Source organism: Veillonella magna (assembly GCF_959600285.1).
Taxonomy (GTDB): domain Bacteria; phylum Bacillota; class Negativicutes; order Veillonellales; family Veillonellaceae; genus Veillonella_A; species Veillonella_A magna.
Genome location: NZ_CAUGKU010000001.1, coordinates 214,443 through 234,206, shown reverse-complemented (window position 1 = coordinate 234,206; position 19,764 = coordinate 214,443). Strand labels below are relative to the sequence as shown.

Below are 19,764 nucleotides of genomic sequence, written 5' to 3'. Positions count from 1 at the left end.
GAGAGAATTATGAGCAACAATAAACAGTACAAATTTGAAACCATCCAATTACATGCAGGCCATAAATTAGATCCTACCGGATCGCGTGCAGTACCGATTTATCAGACTACCAGTTATGTTTTTGAAAGTGCAGAACAAGCAGCTAACCGTTTTGCATTAAAGGATGCCGGCGGTATTTATTCTCGCCTCGGCAATCCAACCAATGATGTTTTGGAAGCTCGTGTGGCTGAACTTGAAGGTGGTGCCGGTGCATTAGCTGTTGGCTCCGGATCGGCTGCCATTGCCTACGCTATTCAAAATGTTGCTTCTGCCGGCGATAACATTGTAGCTGCTTCTACGCTATATGGAGGCACTTACAATTTGTTTAGTGCTACATTGCCACGTTTTGGTATTACTACAAAATTTGTAAATCCGGATGTACTTGATGAATTTGAAGCGGCTATCGATGATAATACGAAGGCATTGTACATTGAATCCATTGGTAATCCGAATATTAATCTGGTAGATATTCAAGCCGTTGCCGACATTGCGCATAAGCACGGTATCATTCTTATCGTAGATAACACTTTCGGTTCGCCGTACTTGATTCGACCGTTTGAACATGGTGCGGATGTAGTTGTTCATTCTGCTACGAAGTACCTCGGTGGTCACGGTACAACCATTGCAGGTATTATTGTGGAAAGCGGCAATTTTGATTATAAAGCCAGCGGCCGTTATCCGGGCTTTGTAGAAGGGGATACGCATTACAATGGTCTTGTGTATGGTGATCTACCGATTCCGTTCACCGTAAAAGCACGGGCTCAGCTCCTTCGTGATACCGGTGCCACCCTGACTCCGTTGGCAGCATGGCTTATCCTGCAGGGCATTGAAACATTGTCGCTTCGTGTGGAACGGCATGTAGAAAATGCGCGTAAGGTAGTTGATTTCTTGAGCAAGCATCCGAAAGTAGCTTGGGTGAACTATCCTGAATTGCCGGATAGTCCTTATAAAGCATTGGCTGATAAATACTATCCGAAGGGTGTAGGTGGTATCTTTACCTTTGGCATTAAAGGCGGCGTAAAGGAAGGAATTGCTTTTGTAGATGCATTGCAAATCTTCTCTAATCTGGCTAATGTAGCCGATGCGAAATCTCTTGTGATTCATCCGGCCAGCACAACACATGCGCAGTTGAATGCGGAAGAGCAGAAGGCAGCCGGGGTATCGGAAGATATGATTCGTATCTCCGTCGGTCTTGAAAATGCCGATGATTTGATTGATGATTTGGCACAGGCATTGGATCGTGTGTAAGATTCATTACTTTGTTGTCTTATGATGTAAAATTATAGTAGATATAGAAAAGCTTCATTGCCGAATAGCGGTAATGAAGCTTTTTTTCTTGCAATTTGAATGGAGTATGTTATAATAATTTCGTACTTTATCATAATAAAGAGAAAAAGAGTAATAGCAAGTAAGCTAATCTTGAGAAATGAAAGAGAAAGTTGTGATATGGATGGATACCTTATTAGAGACAGCAAAGAATAGTAATCATCAAGAGCTTTTGGCAATCAGTGCCATGCAGACGGCAATTTGGGATATCTTTGCGGTACATGGATACCGGATGATTGATACACCGTTATTTGAGTCGTACGATTTATATAGTCAATATGCACCACACATAAAAAAAGATTGTATTAAGACGATCGATAGGGACGGTGAAGTGCTGGCATTGCGTTCGGATATTACCTTATCCTTAATTCAATCGGTAGCACAGGAGTATAAGAATCGTGATGCATATGCTAAATATGCATATATTTCTCCGGTGTTTTTACCTTACCAGGGAAAGCATTCGGCAGGACATGTATTCTTGCAGGCCGGGGCAGAAATTATTGGCAGTGATGCAACGGATTGTGACAGTGAATTATTGGATATGGCACTAAAGATTGTGGAAACACTTGGTGTGACTCAATGTCAAACAGCGATTGGTTCCGTAGCATATATGAAAGGGCTTTACGAGGCAATGAACCTGACGAAGGAGCAGCAAGAAGCTTTTGAACTGGCCATGGAAGCTCGTAATGGTATGGCCATTCGAGAATTGTCTGCGCGTTGGCATATTGACGAGGAATACGTTACCATATTGGAAACATTGGCCATGTCCGGCGGTCCTTATGAGGATGTAATCGAAACGGTACGCAGTTTCTGTAAAAACGATACTATGCGTAATGCGTTGGAACGTTTGGACCGGATTGTGCGTGAGTTGCGTTGGATACGTCCGCAGGAACGCATTTATTTAGAATTTATTGCTTCAAATCATCTGGACTATTACACGGATATGATGTTTAAAATTTACGCATTGGGAGCACCTTATGCACTGGTGTCCGGTGGTCGTTATAATGAGTTGGCCGGTAAATTCGGCAAGGCGCGGCCGGCTTGTGGTTTTGGTCTAAATTTACAATTATTGCGAGAGTATATCGAACTGTACGGCGAGAAAAAAGCAGAAGACAAGGATTTGGACATTCTTATCTTTTATAGCAAATCGGATGCTACTATTTGGCGCAGTGTTGAAATACTTCGTCATAACGGATGGCGCACAATAGCTGTGAAGGAAGGCACGCCGATACATACAAATGAAGCACGTTGGGTATTTACTTATGATGAAGCCGGTTTTACCGGACAATCGGATATGTCAATGCAAAAACTACTTTGGCTAACGACTGCAGAATATCGAGACGCAGTCGATGAGCACACAGATTATCGGTGATATGGAGTCGACGTACAGTAGTTGGACAAGTAAAACAGTCATATGGGGGTATATATGTTACATATAGCATTGGCAAAGGGCCGCATAAGTGAGCAGGTCATTGCCTTTTTAGAAGCAGCGGGAATCCACTTTCCCGAGTATAACGAAACAAGTCGTAAACTCATTTTTGTCGATGACACGGACTCTTTTAAAATTACCTTAGTCAAATCACCGGATGTACCTGTTTATGTAGAGCGCGGTGCTGCCGATGTCGGCGTGGTGGGGAAGGATATATTGGAAGAGCATAGCTACAGCTTGTATGAAATATGTGATTTAGGTGTAGGACGATGTCGCATGGCAGTAGCCGGCATTAAGGGGCGTTCCTTACCGACGGGACGGCGGCTGGTAGTAGGCACGAAGTACCCTGCCATTGCCAGAAAGTACTATGCATCCTTGGGGGAACGAGTAGATATCGTACCGCTCAACGGGTCCGTGGAGCTCGCACCTCTTGTGGGATTGTCTGATGTCATTGTTGATATTGTAGAATCAGGTAACACACTGCGTGAAAACGGATTGGAAGCGTTGACATTCTTTATGGACTTAAGTGCGCGCTTGATTGTAAATAAAGGGGCTTTTCGGTTTAAACGCAAGGCTATAAATCGGATAATTGCCTGTACTAAAGGAGGAACCGAAGATGGAATGGATTGAAATAACAGCAGATTGGGATGCAGAGCGTTTGCGCAAAGTGACGGCGCGATCGGAAACGGAACAAAATGATGTAGATGCCACCGTAGCGGCTATCCTTGCCGATGTGAAGGCAAACGGTGATGCAGCGGTGTTGGCGTACAATAAAAAATTTGACGGTTGTAATTGTAAAGACCTGCGCATCAGTGAAGCCGAGATAGAAGAGGCACTGCAGGAAGTAGGACCGGAGATGGTGGCGATTCTTCAAGAGGCAGCCGATAATATTCGCGTGTATCATGAAGAACAAATTATGAAAAGCTGGATCAAGGAATTTCGTCCCGGTGTACGCCTAGGTACACATATTACACCGATTCGCCGCGTAGGTTTATATGTACCCGGCGGCCGAGCTGCGTATCCGTCTACGGTATTGATGGATGCAGTGCCGGCAAAGGTAGCCGGTGTTCCCTCGTTAGTTATGATTAGCCCTCCGAATAAGGACGGGCGCATTAATCCATATATTTTAGCGGCTGCTCATGTAGCCGGTGTAGATGAAATGTATCGCGTTGGCGGTGCGCAGGGGATTGCTGCCTTGGCATACGGTACGGAAACGATTCGTCCGGTGTATAAAATTGTAGGGCCCGGTAATATGTATGTAGCGACGGCAAAGAAACAGGTGTTTGGCACGGTTGGCATTGATATGATTGCCGGGCCCAGTGAGGTAGGCGTTATCGCCGACAGCTCGGCTAATCCTACTTGGGTAGCGGCCGACTTGCTTGCACAAGCAGAGCATGATCCGATGGCAGCCGTCTATTTAGCAACACCGGATAAAGCAATGGCAGAGCAGGTAGTGGCGGAAGTAGAGCGACAAATGACAGGCGCGCCGCGAGAAGAAATTATGCGGTCTTCCGTGGAACGTTGGATGCGTGTCTTCGTTACCCCGGATATCGAAACAGCAGTGGCAGTTATGAATGGTATTGCACCGGAGCATTTGGAGCTTGCCTTGGATAATCCGGAGATATGGCTTCCTAAAGTAGAAAACGCCGGTGCGATTTTTATGGGGCACTATACGCCGGAACCGGTGGGGGATTATTTTGCAGGTCCCAATCACACATTGCCTACTTCGGGAACGGCTGCCTTTTCATCGCCTTTAGGCGTATATGACTACAGTAAACGAAGTAGTATTTTGTCTTATGATAAACAAGCCTTAACAGCTATTGCACATAAGGTGGAAGCATTGGCTAAGGCCGAAGGTCTTTACGGTCATGCTGCATCGGTGGCGGTGCGTCACAGTGAGGAGGTAACGAATGAAAACTGAAACAGAACATTTAGCGTGGCTCCGTCCGGAGCTGAGAGAATTGATACCCTATGCGGTTAGCCCCATCACTGTACCGGTAGCGGTCAATGCCAATGAAAGTGCGCAGTCTCTTTGGGACTTGCCTGAAATACGTCAGGCGCTGCTGGAGGAATTACAAAACACGGCACCTCAGCATTATCCAAAACCTTATGCCGATGAACTGCGCAGCTTAGTTGCCGACTACGTAGGCCGCACACAGGACGAGGTGCTCTTGGCTAATGGCGGTGACGATATTTTGGGTCTCATGGCACAGGCGTTCATTGCCCCCGGCGATACGGCATTGATCCACACGCCTACCTTTGAAATGTATCAGCTGGGTGTTACCGGTATGGGGGGACGTGTGGTGGCCGTACCGGATACGGGATTCTATGAACATGATGTAGAAGGTATGTTGGTAGCGATTGCCAAAGAGCAACCTAAGATTGTATATCTTTGCAATCCGAATAATCCTACGGGACGACCGTGGCAGCGTGAAGAGTTAGAACGACTTATCGAAGCAGCACCGGGCATTGTGCTCCTCGATGAAGCGTACATGGAGTTTGCCGCTCCTGAAGTGTCCCTTATTCCGGCGATTGATACCTATGATAATCTTTTTGTGCTTCGTACCTTGTCAAAAGCCTTCGGCCTTGCCGGCGCACGATTGGGGTATATTGTCAGTCAAAAGGAAAATATAAATTTATTGAGTCGCGTAAAGCCACCGTATAATTTGAATGCCTTTAGCCAAGCCTTGGGGCGTGTAGCTTTGCGGTACAAGGATGCGGTGTTAGCCGGAGTAAGCACAGTATGTAGCGAACGAGATCGCATGATAGCGGACATTGAGGCGTTGCCGGATATTGCCGTGGTGCCTAGCAAGACGAATTTTTTATTTGTTACTTCGCCGAAAGCAACAGCTATTTATGAAGCTTTGTTGGAAGAAGGAATCCTGGTGAAGTATTACGGTGCCGGTCATCCACTACACGGAGGTCTACGCATTACAGTAACAACCGAGTCTATTAATACGCGTATTTTAAAAACCTTGGCAAAGGTAGTGAAGCCATAGCGTTAATGACAAGAAGTCAATAGATAATGCATACTATTGGCACGGTAACAGAGATGGCAAAGCAGAGTAACAACATGGTTATGAAGAAAGAAGGGAGACCTATGGAAGATACAGCCGTACGGCAAGCATCGCTGCGGCGAACAACAAAAGAAACAGATATTGCGCTGACGCTGATACTAGATGGCGACGGAAGCTTTACAGGAACGACGGGCATTGGCTTTTTTGATCATATGCTGACCTTGTTTGCCGTACATGGCGGTTTCACCTTACAGATAGAGGCAACCGGGGACCTGGATGTTGACACGCACCATACGGTAGAGGATATCGGTATCGTGCTGGGCGAAGCATTCAAAGAAGCATTGGGCGATAAAAAAGGAATCGCACGGTACGGTCACTTCTATTGCCCTATGGACGAAACTTTGGTGCGCACGGTTATTGATTTTAGCGGGCGACCCTATACGGTGTTCGATGTGGAATTTAGCGCACCGTATTTGGGAACGATGGAAGCCGAGATGGTTCGCGAATTCGTCTATGCATTTGCCGTGCACAGCGCTTGTAATCTTCACATCAGTTGCCTTTATGGAACTAATAACCATCATAAGGCGGAAGCGGTGTTTAAAAGCTGGGCGCATGCAGTGCGCCAAGCAGTAACACGGCTTAACTCGACAGCGGTGTTATCGTCGAAAGGAGTACTGTAAGATGAAGGTAGCCATTGTAGATTATGGTGTCGGCAATGTAGCTAATGTAGGCTATGCATTGACGCGGGCCGGCTATGAACCGGTACTCACTAAGGAGGCGGCCGAAATTAAGCAAGCACCTATCGTAGTATTGCCCGGCGTCGGAGCGGCGGCACCGGCTATGGCTGCGTTGGAAGCTACCGGTCTAGTGCCGGTACTGCGTGAACGGGTAGAAGCGAAGAAGCTATTGGTCGGTATCTGTCTGGGAATGCAACTGTTATATGATATTTCCTATGAGGATGGTGCGGTTCCGTGCTTAGGCTTCTTGCCGGGACGGATTGAAAAACTAACTAATGTGCCAAAGATTCCTCATATGGGTTGGAATGAGTTGGTGTTTCGTGACGAACATCCACTGGCCGGGGATTTGCCATCGTCACCATATGTGTACTTTGTTCATTCCTATGGTAAAATACCACCGCTGTCCGATGATGTCCTGGCGTATGCGGATTATAACGGTCAGCCCATACCGGGGATTGTGACGGGCGAAGGACTCATTGGCATGCAATTTCATCCGGAAAAAAGCGGTGCCGTTGGTCATCAGCTATTGGTAAATTTGCGGCAGTGTCTATAGCCGTGATTGCGAAGCAAAGGTAGTTACCATGGTGAATCGAGAAAGAGTAGAAATGCATGTAGAGCTAGACCTGTACATGAATCCAGAAAGGCAGATAAATAATGAAGCGCATATAGATATTGGATGTAGATGTGCGCAGATAGATGTATGTGTATGAAGCGCGTAGAAAGGAAGAGCACCTATGATTGTATTTCCGGCCATAGATATACAGGGCGGACGATGTGTACGACTTAAACAAGGAGAAAAGAACAAGGCCACTGTATATGGCGATGACCCGGTGGCGATGGCACAGAAGTTAGCTGACGAAGGTGCCGCTTGGCTCCATATCGTTGATCTAGACGGAGCCTTTGCGGGGACCAGAACCAGTCGTGATTGTATAGCTCGCATTGCGAAGACCGTAACGATTCCCATTGAGGTAGGTGGCGGCATTCGCAGTGAGGAAGCAGTGGCGGATTATTTAGAAAGCGGTGTGCGTCGTGTGATTATCGGCTCTAAAGCCGTAGCCGATCCGGATTGGGTTGAAACGATAGTGCAGCGCTACGGCAGCGAAGCTATTGCCGTATCTGTAGATGCCCGTGATGGTTTTGTAGCCACACACGGTTGGGTAGCTACCAGCAAGCAACGGGCATTGGACGTTATTGGTGCTATGAAGCATCGTGGTGTAACGACCTTTATTTATACAGACATTAGTCGTGACGGTATGATGACGGGCCCTAATATACCGGCGCTTACGGCAGCACATGCATTGGGTGGTATAAACATTATCGCTTCCGGCGGTATCAGCCGTGTAGCCGATTTGGAGCAGTGTCGTGACGTAGGCCTTTACGGTGCCATTACGGGGCGGGCTCTTTACGAAGGCGCCGTAACAATGGCAGACATTCGGCAGCTACAGAATGAAAAGTAATGATTACAAAGGAGGAAGCGTATGCTGGCAAAGCGTATCGTACCTTGTCTTGATATACGCAATGGGCGCGTAGTAAAGGGACAGCAATTTAAGAATATAAAGGATGTAGCCGATCCGGTAGAACTGGGGAAACGTTACAGCGACGAAGGTGCAGATGAACTCGTTTTCTATGATATTACCGCCTCCTACGAGGGACGAAGTATTTTTCTGGATGTAGTCAGAGCGGTAGCGGAGACAATTACCATCCCCTTTACCGTCGGTGGCGGTGTAGGGTCGTTGGAAGATTTTGATGCCCTTTTAAAAGCCGGTGCCGATAAAGTATCTGTTAATTCCGCAGCCGTACGAAGACCGGCATTGATTCGTGAAGCGGCTGAAGTATATGGCAGCCAATGTGTGGTACTATCCATTGATGCGAAGCGTTATGGCGACAGCTGGCATGTATATGTGAAGGGCGGCCGAGAAGATACGGGCCTCGATGCCATTGCCTGGGCCAAGCAAGGCGAAGCATTGGGGGCCGGAGAGATATGCATTAATGCCATGGACCAGGATGGTGAAACGGAGGGCTTTGCCATTGAGCTGTGCAGGCGACTTACGAAGGAATTGCATATACCCGTTATTGCCTCCGGAGGGGCCGGTAAAGCAGAAGATTTTGTAGACGTATTTACACAGGCACAGGTTGACGCTGCCTTGGCTGCGTCGATTTTTCATTTTAGACGCGTTGCCATCAGTGATATTAAACGATTGTTGAAGAGTAAGGGTATACCGGTACGGCTATAAATTGATGACAGTGTCTCGGACATAGACGGGCATAGATTTTCGAAGAGAGAAGAGGGCGATAGATATGACAAGTGAGGAGATAACGGCAATTGTACGGCGATTGACTTATAACGAACAAGGATTGATTCCGACAGTCGTACAAGAGGAGCGCACCGATAAGGTGCTTATGGTGGCATACATGAATGAAGAGTCCTTGCGTCGAACCTTAACGGATGGTGAAACGTGGTTCTATAGTCGCAGTCGTCAAGAACTGTGGCATAAGGGCGGTACGTCGGGACATACGCAGCAGGTTGTATCCATTGCCACTGATTGTGATGCGGATACACTGTTGGTGCGAGTGAAAGCGGCCGGACCGGCATGTCATACCGGAGCGGAATCGTGCTTTTACGATACATTGCTTCCCGCAGACGGCGAAGCGGAAGGGCCTCATGTTTTAGCCGACCTGGCGCGGCGTATTGAAGCGATCAGGCATACACATAGTGAAACATCATATACGGAATATTTATTGCGTACCGGCATCGATAAAATAGGAAAAAAGATTGGCGAAGAAAGTGCAGAGGTAATTATTGCGGCAAAAAATGGCAATAAACAAGAAATCATTGCAGAATCTGCAGATTTGTTGTACCATTTGGCTGTATTATGGGAAGACCGTGGCATTACGTTACAAGCTGTGATGGCGGAATTAAGCCGACGCAGCCACAAACAAGGTAATAAGAAAGAAGTGGGTCACCTCGATAAAACTTTTTGATACAACAGGAGGCAATAAGATATATATGAACTATGCGTTGTTTGATGTGGATGGTGTACTGCTCAGTGAGGAGCGTTGCTTTGACGTATCGGCGTTAACCGTATGGGAATGGTATAAAAGTCCGGCCTATTTAGGTCGTCTTAATGAATCCATTGATATGAATCCGCCGGAGGAAACGGTGCGGCACTTGCGAACGTATTACTGGGACAATGATCGTCTGTTGGCATGGCTTAAACAATTCGGAATTAATTCGAATTGGGATATGAATCACGCACACATTGTAGCTACCATGGCGATGATGACCGAGGAAAAGCGAAAAGCTATGCCGGAAGCTGCACTTCCCTGTGACGGCGTACGTGTCATTACCGATGCGGTAGTATGCCGTTGGCGGGACTATTTTGCTACCAGTCGGCGACCGGAGCCACAGGAAGTCTTGCAATGGTTACAGTCACACATCCCTGCTGATACGGATAAGGATGGCGTATTTACCTCCTTGGCGCAGTTGGCGGAAGAACGCATGGGTGGCCAAGGCTGGGCCGATTTGGGCGGAGCCTTATGGGATATGCATGTTCGCCTGTTTCAGAATTGGTATCTCGGAGATGAAGCGACGGGGAAGCCGGGTTTTTTACATCGAGAAACACCCTTAGCCGATGTACCTACGCTGCGAGCAGCCTTAGAAGAATTGAAGCAGGCAGGTGTCGTTATCGGGATTGGTACGGGGCGGACGCTGCATGAAGCAAAAACGCCGCTTACGGATCTTGGCCTGTGGACACTCTTTGCAAAAAATCACGTAGGAACTAAGGATGATGCCACAATGGTAGAAACACAATTGGGCTATGGCCGGTGGGACAAGCCAAATCCTTTTACCTATCAAGCAGCTTGGTGGGGCAATGCGCCGGCAAACTATGTATCCTACGCGACGGAACCGGAGCGGTGGTACCGTAAAGAGGACACCGTGTATATTATCGGTGACAGTGTAGCTGATATATTGGCGGCCAAAGAAATAGATGCCATCAGCGTGGCTACTTTGACCGGTCTTACCGGTGAAGCGGCACGGGATGAGCTTAAAGTCGCCGGTGCTGATTATATTGTGGCGGATGTATTGGAAGCCATTGCCAAGGTACGTGAACTTATAGGATGAATAGGTGGCTGACTATACACTCCGATGCGGAATTACATGGACAGTTAAATGTAAAGTAAGATAGTAGTTATGATGACGGCAGTCATTGTGATGACAGGGACGATGATGAAAAGTGTTCCTGTCATCACAAGGCTGCCGTTTCTTACTTTACAGCTATGCTATAATAAGGATAGAAATATATTGTACACAATGGAGGTTATCATAGATGAAAATTATTGATGCCCATCTTCATTTTGAGCAAGGGGGCTATTGGGATGTGATTGCCGAAGAGGCAGGTCATGTAAATACAGCGGCACATTTGGCCGATACCTATAAAGAACATAATGTAGTACACGGGATTGTAATGGGGAATAAGCCGATTACGGAGACGAACTGTGAGTATCCACAGCACTTGAGCTACTGTGTAGGCATTGGCCATCAAACCTTTGATTTTAATCGTATTGAAGAGCAGATGCCGCTATTGGAAGAACACCTTAGACGTGATACCTGTGTGGGAATTAAATTTTATCCCGGCTACAGCTATTTTTATATTTATGAGTCCCGATTTGATCCGATTTATGAATTGGCAGAGAAGTATAATAAACCTGTAGCAGTCCATACCGGTCTTACGGCAACGGATACGGCACTATTAAAATACAGTCACCCCATGGTATTGGATGATGCGGCGGTACGTCATCCTCATGTACAATTTGTCATGTGCCACATGGGTGAGCCGTGGTTTATGGATGCTGTAGCAGTTATGATGAAAAATCAAAACGTAGCTGCCGACTTATCCGGAATTTTGGCCGGTAAGCTTCCCGATGAGGAAGCATTCTATCGTAAGAATGCGTATTTTGTAGAGCAACTGAAAGGTCAGCTGACAATTTTGCAAGATTATTCGCGTTTTATGTTCGGGACGGATTGGCCGCTGGCAAATTATGGGGATTACATTAACTTTACAAAGCATATTGTGCCGGAAGAAGCGTGGGAGGCTGTATTCTATGAAAATGCAAAGCGAATCTATCGACCAAAGGAGCTTTTGTAAATTAAAAAATCTATATGTTATTGGCTGTGATAGAACACGCAAGACCGTTCACCACTGGTTTCGTTCAGATGAAGAGCGCATTACCTGTAGATATTATGTAGACCTGTATACTCAGGAGGCTATGACAGTTTGGTTGCGTATGATTTACGATACCTTGGCGAGAGCGCTCTTGGAAACGTATGGTGAAAGTATATTGCCGATTGTTATTGAAAGCGGTACCGTGTGCATGACGGGAAAGACCTATGACAAAGATATGTTGGATGAGTATGTAAATAAGTATGCAGCTTGGAAGAGTCATGATTGCTCACATAGCGGGGCTACTCTGGATGATCTTCATCTGTGGCGCCTCAAGGACTATTGCGGATGGCCTTTTGCGGTAGCGTCGAAGGTACAAGCCGCTTATGCACCGGAGGGGTTATGTCCGGGGGATTGGCCGGAGGATATGCGCTATTACGAGCAAGATACCTCATCGTATCGGGTGCCACCGAAGGAAGCACCTATTGATACGCAGGAAGACTATATGAATGAGTATGAAGATACACTGAGAAATTATAAAAAGTGATTGCCCTATATCTTAGCGGTCAGGTCTTACGAATGACGCGCTTGCAATATAGGGCAATCACTTTTTATAACAGTATTTATTTTTCTAGCGTATCCAAGAATACTTTAATTCGCCGCAATGCTTCTTTTACATTTTCCAACGAGTTAGCATAGGCGATACGAACAAAGCCTTCACCGCAATCGCCGAAGGCATTGCCCGGTATTACGGCGACGTGTTGTGAATACAATAATTTTTCACAGAACTCTTCCGAGGTTAGACCGGTACTGCGAATGTCAGGGAACACATAGAAGGCCCCTTCCGGTTCGAAGCAGGTTAATCCCAGTTGATTCAGTGTGTCTACTAAAAGGCGACGACGCAAATCATATTGATCGCGCATGTAGACGATATCCTTGTCGCCGTTGCGCAAAGCTTCGACGGCAGCATATTGTGCCATGGTAGGTGCGCTCATAATAGCGTACTGATGAACCTTGGTCATGTGTGTAATAATTGGTTCCGGTCCTACGGCAAAACCAAGGCGCCAACCCGTCATGGCATAGGCTTTGGAGAAACCGTTAATGACGATGGTGCGTTCCTTCATGCCCGGCAAAGAAGCGATGGTGGTATGCGGTTCATCACCATAGGTGAGCTCACTGTATAGTTCATCGGAAAGAACCATGAGATTATGCTCTTTAACAACGGCAGCAATTTCTTCTAAATGTTCGCGGCGCATAACGGCACCGGTAGGATTGTTCGGAAAGGGAAACACCAGTACCTTGCTTTTCGGCGTAATGTGACGGCGAAGATTTTCGGCAGTGAGTCGGAAATTATCTTCTGCCGTGGTTTGTACCGGCACGGGGATGCCCATAGCCAGTTCGGTCATAGGTATGTAGCATACAAAGCTGGGGACGACAATGAGTACTTCATCGCCGGGATTGACTAAGGTGCGCAGACATAAATCAATAGCTTCCGATCCGCCGACGGATACGAGTACTTCCGTAGACGGGTCGTAGTCTACCTGATATTTGCGAGAGAACCAGTGACTGATTTCATTGCGCAGTTCCATAAAGCCGCGGTTAGGGGAGTACCAAGTTTTCCCTTGCTCTAACGCATCGATACCGGCTTCACGGATATGGTATGGTGTAGAAAAATCAGGTTCTCCGATGCTAAGAGAAATCACATCGTCCATTTCGCTGGCAATATCAAAGAAACGGCGAATGCCGGAAGGCTTGATAGCAGCCACTTCTTTATTTAAAAAGTCGGAATAATTAATCATCGAATACATAGCTCCTTGTTTCGCGAACAGCCTCATCATGATAGATTACATTTCTATCTTTATAGCGGCTCAAAATAAAGTGGGTCATTGTAGCGCGGACGCCATCGAGAGTGGATAGGCGACGAGCTACGAAAAGGGCGATGTCACGCATGCTTTCACCTTGCACGACAACGGTTAAGTCGTAGCCGCCTGACATGAGGTATACCCCTTCTACTTGGTCGAGCTGCATGATGCGGTGTGCTAATTTATCGAAGCCTTGTTCCGGTTCGGGCACTACCTGTAATTGAATGAGTGCCATGGATTTATTAGCATCGACGCGTTCCCAGTCTACAATCGCCTGATAGCCACGGATGATACCGTCCGCTTCAAATTCGGCAATGCGTGCCGCGACGGCTTCCTCCGTAGTATTGAGCATGGCCGCCAGTTGTGCGGCAGTAAGTTTGGCGTCATCCGCCAAAAGGTCGAGAAGCTTTCTGTCTGAAGCTGTTACATTGGACGTAGTCATTGTGTCAAATCTCCTTTCTTGTAGATCCGGAAACGATATTCCGAATACATAGCAATGGAATAAGTACCTGTAAATAGGTACTCTTTATTGTATCACGTTATTCTCGTTAGAAAAGACATGAGTTATATAAATTTGTCATGCATCCCTAATGAAGTAAAGTGGATGGTGAAAAAATTCAATAAAAAAAGAGGCTACCTTATTGAAAAGTAGCCTCTTTTATGGTGTCACGCATTACCGGTACAGGTTTGTAGTCGCCTGTAATGTGTGTAAGGTGAACGATTTATATTTTTTTGTTTGCCAATCAGTCAAAAGAAAATTCTTTGTAACCAGCCGAGAGAAAACTCTTAGAGGCTGAATGTTTTAATTTCCGTAGCGTTAATGGAGGCAACGATGTCGTCAGCTAATTTTTCAAACAGCGGACGCTGTGACGGATGAAGAGCACCGCGGATGTCGAGCGGTGTACCGACAATTTCCATATCCTTGAATTCGTTGGTGAAGTAATCTACCATGCGCTTCATGGCTGCGGAGGCCCAAGAGTGATTACCGACGATGGATACCTTATGATTGTGGAAGTTCAATGCCTTCAATTCATAAAGAAGGTTTTCCATGGTCAAGTACAGAGCGAGGTTATAGGTCGGTGCCATACAAACGAGATGACTGTATTTCCAAGCATCGGCAATGATGTAGGATGCGTTGGTTTTGGATACGTCATAAATTTTAATGTCCGTAATGCCGCGTAAGGATAATAGCTTGGCAAGCTGCTGTGCCATTTCGGCGGTGTTGCCGTACATGGAACCAAAAGCGATAACAACGCCTTTCTTTTCGGCGGAGTACGTGCTCCAGTGCATGTATTTTTGAATCATGTAGTTGATGCTTTCCGGTGTACGCCAAATCGGGCCGTGAAGCGGAGCAATCATTTTAATGCCCAACGGCAACGCTTTTTTTATCGCGTTTTGTACCTGAACACCGTATTTACCTACGATATTGGTGTAGTAGCGACGTGCTTCGTCTTCGTATACGCGTTCAAAATCAAGCTGATCCGCAAAGATGTTGCCGTTAATCGTACCGAAAGTACCGAAGGCATCGGCGGAGAAAAGAATACCTGTAGTGGATTCAAAGGTACAGGTTACTTCCGGCCAATGTACCATCGGCATTGTGTAGGAATGCAAGGTGTGTTTGCCGAGCTCGATGGTGGAGCCTTCTTTTACTTCATAGTAGTTATCCGGGCACGGACGACCGTAGAACTGTTCAAACAGGCGGAAGGTAGTACGGTTACCTACCATTTTTACGTTCGGGTAGCGGTCGATGAGTTCCACCAAGGTGGAGCAATGGTCCGGTTCCATGTGGTTTACGATAAGGTAGTCCAACTGACGACCGTTCAGTAAATGTTCTACATTGTCAAAGAATTCTTGACGAATGCTGTCGTCAACGGAATCGACGATACAAGTTTTTTCATCGTCGATAAAATAGGAGTTATAGCTAACGCCTAAGGGAATGGGAAATAAATTTTCAAAACGTTCGGTGTCCCAATCGTTACTGCCGATCCAATAGATATTATCTGTCAATTTTTGTGCGCAATGCATGGTATACATCCTTTCATGAGAATAAGAAGAGCTTGTTATGCCCCTAAAATTATTCGCTATCCACTATGATACCCGTATTTTTCGGGATAATCAATATTTACGGCAACAAATCTCATAATTTTCTTATTAAGTAGTATATAAATTATGCGTAACCTTCATGCATTAGAGGCAATCAGAAGAAAACACGGTTACCGATAGGGAAACCGTGTTTTGCATCGCTGTGGTTGTGCTGCATAGAGAGCATATAGGTGTCTACACACATGCTTATATGCAGAGCGTTAACTTCAGAAGTAATTAACTTTTGAAGTATTTAGCCTTTGAAGTAATTAGGCTTTGAAGTAATTGACGCCGGAGGTAAAGATAGGCATTACCTTTTCACCGGGGATATTTTTAGCTACGCCGTAGCCAACGCGTTCTACATGAGCCATTTTGCCGAAGACACGACCATCGGGACTGAAAAGACCTTCGATGGCAGCCACGGATTGATTAGGATTAAAGCGTGCATCATAAGAAGCAATACCTTCCATGTCTACGTACTGCGTAGCAATTTGACCGGTGCGATTAAACTCTACTACCTGTGCCGGTGAAGCAATAAATCGACCTTCACCGTGAGAAATCGGCACGGTGTAAATATCGCCGGCTTTGGCTTCACACATCCATGGGGAATGCGTGGAGATAACCTTAGTGCGAACCATACCGGATAGATGGCGGCCGATAGTGTTATAGGTTAGCGTAGGACTGTCGGCGGTAAGTGGAGCTACATGGCCGTATGGCAAAAGGCCGAGCTTAATGAGTGCTTGGAAGCCGTTGCAAATGCCGAGAGCCAAACCGTCACGTTTATATAATAAATTTTCCAATGCTTCCGTCAGATATGGATTGCGGAAAAGGGTAGCCATGAATTTACCGGAACCGTCCGGTTCATCGCCGGCACTGAAGCCACCCGGGAAGAAGAGAATTTGGGCGTTGTCGATTTTTTCCTTCATTACTTGAATGGAGTCGGCTAACTGTTGTGCGGTACGATTGCGAATGACTACAATATCGGCAATCCCACCGGCTCGTTCAAAGGCACGAGCGGAGTCAAATTCGCAGTTTGTACCAGGGAAGACCGGTATTACAATGCGTGGTGAGGCACCGAGAGCGGTGCTGCGCGGCTGCGGTCGACGATCATAAATATAGGCAACGGCTTCACCCTGACCGGACGGCGCATGTTGCGGGAAAATAGGATCTAAAGTAGCGTCATAGGCGCGTTCCAGTTCGTCAAGCGAGACGGTTTCGTTGCCCAGGGTCATAGCAGCGGCATAGGTAACGGTACCGATGCGAATGGTGTGAGCGTCTTCTGTTAGTTCATCGGCAGTAGGCACATTGACTTCAAGCAGCCAAGAACCGTAGTGCGGTGCGAAGAGATCGCTTGGGCTAAGGGACGGATCAAAAGATACACCGCGGCGATTACCGAAGGCCATTTTGGCTGTGGCAGCAGCGATACCGCCATCTTCGATGACATAGGCAGCGCTGATGCGGCGGTCGGCGTTGAGGCGAGCAATCGTATCACAATGGGCTTTAAATACATCCCAGTCCGGGGTTTCATCGGCTTGGCGGGGTACTCGCAGCATAACAAGAGCATGACCGGCCTCTTTTAAATCAGGTGTGAGAATATCGTCTACGTGAGCCGTCGTTACCGCAAAGGATACTAAGGTAGGCGGTACGGTTAAGTCCATAAAGGTACCGGACATGGAGTCCTTGCCGCCGATGGCGCCAATACCTAATTCCTTTTGAGCTTGGTAGGCACCGAGTAACGCCGCTGTTGGTTTGCCCCATGCGGTTTTGTCAGCACCAAGGCGTTCAAAATATTCTTGTAAGGTAAGGTAAGCCGTTTCACGTTTGCCACCTAAGGCAACGAGTTTGGCCACAGATAAGAGAATGGCGTACTGCGCTCCGTGGAAAGGACTCCAGGCGGACAGGTACGGTTGGAAGCCGTGAGTCATAAGGCTGGCCGTCGTAGTTTCTCCGTTTAGTACCGGTAACTTGGCAGCCATACCCTGTACCGGTGTCTTTTGATAAAGACCGCTGAATGGCATAAGCACTGTGCCGGCGCCGATGGTGCTATCGAAGCATTCGCTCAATCCTTGTTGCGAGGCGATGGAAAGGTCGGCCATGGTTGTTTTCCAGGCAGTGCCTAATTCATCGACATTGCCATGCACACCGGTAGGGTCAGCAAAGAAGGAACCGGAAGGAGCTGTAATGTGAGCCGATTGCTTTTGGCTGGCACCATTGGTATTTAAAAAGTCGCGGCTAATATCTACGATGGTATCCCCTTGCCATGTCATGGTGAGGCGATTGTGATCGGTTACATCGGCAACGATAGTAGCGTCAACGTTTTCTTCGTCGCAGTAGGACTTAAAGGTGCTCCATGAAGCGGCTTCAATGACGCAAGCCATGCGTTCTTGCGATTCGGAGATGGCAAGCTCCGTGCCGTCCAAGCCTTCATATTTTTTAGGTACGGCATCAAGATTGATGCGAAGACCGTCAGTGAGTTCGCCGATGGCTACGGATACACCGCCGGCACCGAAGTCGTTGCAACGTTTGATGAGGGTCGTTACTTCCGGTCGACGGAATAAGCGTTGAGTCTTGCGCTCCGTTAAGGGGTTACCTTTTTGAACTTCCGCTCCGCACGTGCTGAGGGAGGTTGCGTCATGGGCTTTGGAGGAGCCGGTAGCACCACCGCAGCCGTCACGCCCGGTTTGACCGCCTAAGAGAACGACGATATCACCGGGCTGCGGTGCTTCGCGGCGCACGGCATGACGAGGAGCGGCACCGACAACGGCACCGATTTCCATGCGCTTGGCTACATAACCGGGATGATAGTATTCACGCACTTCACCGGTAGCGAGACCGATTTGGTTGCCGTAAGAGCTATAGCCTTTGGCAGCGCCGGTGGTAATTTTATACTGTGGTAATTTGCCGGCCGGCGTAGCCGCAAGCGGTGTGCGCGGATCGCCGGAGCCGGTAACGCGCATCGCTTGGTATACATAGGCACGACCGCTCAAAGGATCGCGAATACAACCGCCGAGACAGGTAGCGGCACCGCCATACGGTTCGATTTCCGTCGGATGATTGTGGGTTTCGTTTTTAAAGAGCAACAGCCATTCCTCTTCGTGATCGTCAACAGTGACCGGTACGATAATAGTGCAGGCATTGATTTCGTCGGATGCATCAAGATTGGTAAGACCGCCTTGGGCGCGAAGTTCTTTGACGGCAAGAGTTGCCATATCCATTAGCGTTCGTGCTTTGTGGCGCGATTGGTATATGGCGGTACGACCGTCGGTGTATTCGGCAAGGGCCGCTTTAATGGGATCTGTCAGCGGAGCGTCTTCAATGGTGATATCCGTCAGTTCCGTCATAAAAGTGGTATGACGGCAGTGATCGGACCAATAGGTATCCAATACGCGGATTTCCGTTAAGCTTGGTTCGCGATGCTCTTCGTTGGCAAAGTAGCTTTGAATCAACTGCAAGTCGGCCAAGGTCATAGCAAGTCCTAAGTCATCAATGTAGCTTTGCAGTCCGGCGGTATCAGCGGCACAAAAACCGGTAAGACGGGCTACCGGTTTTGCCGGTTCTATGGCCAGTTGTAAGGATGGCGGTAATTCTTTAGTACCTTCGCGAGAATCCACCGGATTTATATAATATGATTTAATAGCATCAAAATCAGCATCGCTGATAGTGCCTTGAATAGCATAGACACGTGCTACGCGAACAGTGGCACCGGCTTCGAGTGTCAACATGGCCAGACATTGTTCGGCAGAATCGGCACGCTGATCGTATTGACCGGGCACATACTCGGTGATGAGCAAATGTGTGGATGCTTCTTCCGGAAGCTCGGTGAAGACTTCATCTACCGGTGGTTCGGAGAAAATAAGGCGCTGTGCATTAGCCAGTGCGTCCGGCGAAATGCCTTCGATATCATAGCGTTCATAAATTGTAACAGCCGTAGCCGGAACGGCTAGCTCGGTTTGAATGGTACGAAGCACACGAGCCGCTTCCTGGGCAAAGGCGGAACGTTTACGGACATAAAGACGGTAAATTGACATGATGACCTCCTCGTATGAGAGCAACACAAGAATAAACCTATTAGCATTTTAAATAAAATTTAAGTAGGTGTATTGACAATAT

General features: G+C 47.4%; 17 protein-coding genes. 13 read left to right on the top strand and 4 right to left on the bottom strand.

Features of this window, described 5'->3' with window-relative positions; translation table 11 throughout:
* Positions 1-9 precede the first annotated feature (9 nt).
* The 13 genes from Q5873_RS01020 to Q5873_RS00960 all read left to right on the top strand — a co-directional run bounded on the left by Q5873_RS01020 (position 10) and on the right by Q5873_RS00960 (position 12,257).
* A complete protein-coding gene (locus Q5873_RS01020; RefSeq protein WP_303058964.1) occupies positions 10-1,287 on the top strand; it encodes an O-acetylhomoserine aminocarboxypropyltransferase/cysteine synthase family protein in 1,278 nt (425 codons plus the stop codon).
* 202 nt (positions 1,288-1,489) lie between these two features.
* Positions 1,490-2,737 carry an ATP phosphoribosyltransferase regulatory subunit gene (locus tag Q5873_RS01015; protein ID WP_288191076.1) on the top strand — a complete coding sequence of 416 codons (1,248 nt, stop codon included), beginning with the start codon at positions 1,490-1,492 and terminating at the stop codon, positions 2,735-2,737.
* A 54-nt stretch (positions 2,738-2,791) separates the two neighbouring features.
* Entirely contained in the window at positions 2,792-3,424 is a 633-nt protein-coding gene (gene hisG / locus Q5873_RS01010) for an ATP phosphoribosyltransferase (protein WP_303058963.1), read from the top strand.
* Entirely contained in the window at positions 3,411-4,715 is a 1,305-nt protein-coding gene (gene hisD, locus Q5873_RS01005; protein ID WP_303058962.1) for a histidinol dehydrogenase, read from the top strand. Before hisG ends, hisD begins: the two co-directional genes overlap by 14 nt.
* On the top strand, positions 4,705-5,793 hold the full coding sequence (gene hisC, locus Q5873_RS01000) for a histidinol-phosphate transaminase (protein WP_303058961.1): 1,089 nt from the start codon (positions 4,705-4,707) through the stop codon (positions 5,791-5,793). The genes hisD and hisC overlap by 11 nt, the downstream gene beginning before the upstream one ends.
* Positions 5,794-5,819: 26 nt before the next feature.
* The gene (gene hisB / locus Q5873_RS00995; RefSeq protein ID WP_303058960.1) at positions 5,820-6,491 is read left to right on the top strand and encodes an imidazoleglycerol-phosphate dehydratase HisB; all 672 of its coding nucleotides are present in this window, start codon (positions 5,820-5,822) and stop codon (positions 6,489-6,491) included.
* Position 6,492: 1 nt separating this feature from the next.
* Positions 6,493-7,101 (top strand): imidazole glycerol phosphate synthase subunit HisH, encoded by a 609-nt coding sequence (gene hisH, locus Q5873_RS00990; protein ID WP_303058959.1) that lies wholly within the window; start codon positions 6,493-6,495, stop codon positions 7,099-7,101.
* A 181-nt stretch (positions 7,102-7,282) separates the two neighbouring features.
* Positions 7,283-8,005, top strand: a complete 723-nt coding sequence (hisA, locus tag Q5873_RS00985; RefSeq protein ID WP_288191188.1) for a 1-(5-phosphoribosyl)-5-[(5-phosphoribosylamino)methylideneamino]imidazole-4-carboxamide isomerase — start codon at positions 7,283-7,285, stop codon at positions 8,003-8,005.
* A 21-nt stretch (positions 8,006-8,026) separates the two neighbouring features.
* Entirely contained in the window at positions 8,027-8,782 is a 756-nt protein-coding gene (gene hisF / locus Q5873_RS00980) for an imidazole glycerol phosphate synthase subunit HisF (RefSeq protein WP_288191187.1), read from the top strand.
* A gap of 64 nt (positions 8,783-8,846) precedes the next feature.
* Complete coding sequence (hisIE, locus tag Q5873_RS00975; protein ID WP_303058958.1) at positions 8,847-9,530, top strand: bifunctional phosphoribosyl-AMP cyclohydrolase/phosphoribosyl-ATP diphosphatase HisIE; 684 nt, start codon at positions 8,847-8,849, stop codon at positions 9,528-9,530.
* Positions 9,531-9,555: 25 nt separating this feature from the next.
* Positions 9,556-10,671, top strand: coding sequence for an HAD family hydrolase (locus Q5873_RS00970; RefSeq protein WP_303058957.1), 1,116 nt, complete (start codon positions 9,556-9,558; stop codon positions 10,669-10,671).
* Positions 10,672-10,876: 205 nt separating this feature from the next.
* Positions 10,877-11,695 carry an amidohydrolase family protein gene (locus tag Q5873_RS00965; protein WP_303058956.1) on the top strand — a complete coding sequence of 273 codons (819 nt, stop codon included), beginning with the start codon at positions 10,877-10,879 and terminating at the stop codon, positions 11,693-11,695.
* Between the two features lie 121 nt (positions 11,696-11,816).
* Complete coding sequence (locus Q5873_RS00960; protein WP_303058955.1) at positions 11,817-12,257, top strand: hypothetical protein; 441 nt, start codon at positions 11,817-11,819, stop codon at positions 12,255-12,257.
* Between the two features lie 76 nt (positions 12,258-12,333).
* On the opposite strand, the gene Q5873_RS00955 is transcribed toward Q5873_RS00960, so the two are convergent.
* The 4 genes from Q5873_RS00955 to Q5873_RS00940 form a co-directional block, all read right to left on the bottom strand.
* A complete protein-coding gene (locus Q5873_RS00955) occupies positions 12,334-13,509 on the bottom strand; it encodes an aminotransferase class I/II-fold pyridoxal phosphate-dependent enzyme (RefSeq protein WP_028254540.1) in 1,176 nt (391 codons plus the stop codon).
* On the bottom strand, positions 13,502-14,014 hold the full coding sequence (locus Q5873_RS00950; RefSeq protein WP_028254539.1) for an Lrp/AsnC family transcriptional regulator: 513 nt from the start codon (positions 14,012-14,014) through the stop codon (positions 13,502-13,504). The genes Q5873_RS00955 and Q5873_RS00950 overlap by 8 nt, the downstream gene beginning before the upstream one ends.
* Before the next feature lie 344 nt (positions 14,015-14,358).
* A complete protein-coding gene (locus tag Q5873_RS00945) occupies positions 14,359-15,597 on the bottom strand; it encodes an FprA family A-type flavoprotein (RefSeq protein WP_288301258.1) in 1,239 nt (412 codons plus the stop codon).
* A gap of 326 nt (positions 15,598-15,923) precedes the next feature.
* A complete protein-coding gene (locus Q5873_RS00940) occupies positions 15,924-19,682 on the bottom strand; it encodes a phosphoribosylformylglycinamidine synthase (protein WP_303058954.1) in 3,759 nt (1,252 codons plus the stop codon).
* Positions 19,683-19,764 lie beyond the last annotated feature (82 nt).

What these genes read in the sequence shown, in the direction of transcription:
- Q5873_RS01020 (WP_303058964.1), top strand. Translation starts at nt 10, where the DNA reads ATGAGCAACAATAAACAGTACAAATTTGAAACCATCCAATTACATGCA.
- Q5873_RS01015 (WP_288191076.1), top strand. Translation starts at nt 1,490, where the DNA reads ATGGATACCTTATTAGAGACAGCAAAGAATAGTAATCATCAAGAGCTT.
- hisG (WP_303058963.1), top strand. Translation starts at nt 2,792, where the DNA reads ATGTTACATATAGCATTGGCAAAGGGCCGCATAAGTGAGCAGGTCATT.
- hisD (WP_303058962.1), top strand. Translation starts at nt 3,411, where the DNA reads ATGGAATGGATTGAAATAACAGCAGATTGGGATGCAGAGCGTTTGCGC.
- hisC (WP_303058961.1), top strand. Translation starts at nt 4,705, where the DNA reads ATGAAAACTGAAACAGAACATTTAGCGTGGCTCCGTCCGGAGCTGAGA.
- hisB (WP_303058960.1), top strand. Translation starts at nt 5,820, where the DNA reads ATGCATACTATTGGCACGGTAACAGAGATGGCAAAGCAGAGTAACAAC.
- hisH (WP_303058959.1), top strand. Translation starts at nt 6,493, where the DNA reads ATGAAGGTAGCCATTGTAGATTATGGTGTCGGCAATGTAGCTAATGTA.
- hisA (WP_288191188.1), top strand. Translation starts at nt 7,283, where the DNA reads ATGATTGTATTTCCGGCCATAGATATACAGGGCGGACGATGTGTACGA.
- hisF (WP_288191187.1), top strand. Translation starts at nt 8,027, where the DNA reads ATGCTGGCAAAGCGTATCGTACCTTGTCTTGATATACGCAATGGGCGC.
- hisIE (WP_303058958.1), top strand. Translation starts at nt 8,847, where the DNA reads ATGACAAGTGAGGAGATAACGGCAATTGTACGGCGATTGACTTATAAC.
- Q5873_RS00970 (WP_303058957.1), top strand. Translation starts at nt 9,556, where the DNA reads ATGAACTATGCGTTGTTTGATGTGGATGGTGTACTGCTCAGTGAGGAG.
- Q5873_RS00965 (WP_303058956.1), top strand. Translation starts at nt 10,877, where the DNA reads ATGAAAATTATTGATGCCCATCTTCATTTTGAGCAAGGGGGCTATTGG.
- Q5873_RS00960 (WP_303058955.1), top strand. Translation starts at nt 11,817, where the DNA reads ATGACAGTTTGGTTGCGTATGATTTACGATACCTTGGCGAGAGCGCTC.
- Q5873_RS00955 (WP_028254540.1), bottom strand. Translation starts at nt 13,509, where the DNA reads ATGATTAATTATTCCGACTTTTTAAATAAAGAAGTGGCTGCTATCAAG.
- Q5873_RS00950 (WP_028254539.1), bottom strand. Translation starts at nt 14,014, where the DNA reads ATGACTACGTCCAATGTAACAGCTTCAGACAGAAAGCTTCTCGACCTT.
- Q5873_RS00945 (WP_288301258.1), bottom strand. Translation starts at nt 15,597, where the DNA reads ATGCATTGCGCACAAAAATTGACAGATAATATCTATTGGATCGGCAGT.
- Q5873_RS00940 (WP_303058954.1), bottom strand. Translation starts at nt 19,682, where the DNA reads ATGTCAATTTACCGTCTTTATGTCCGTAAACGTTCCGCCTTTGCCCAG.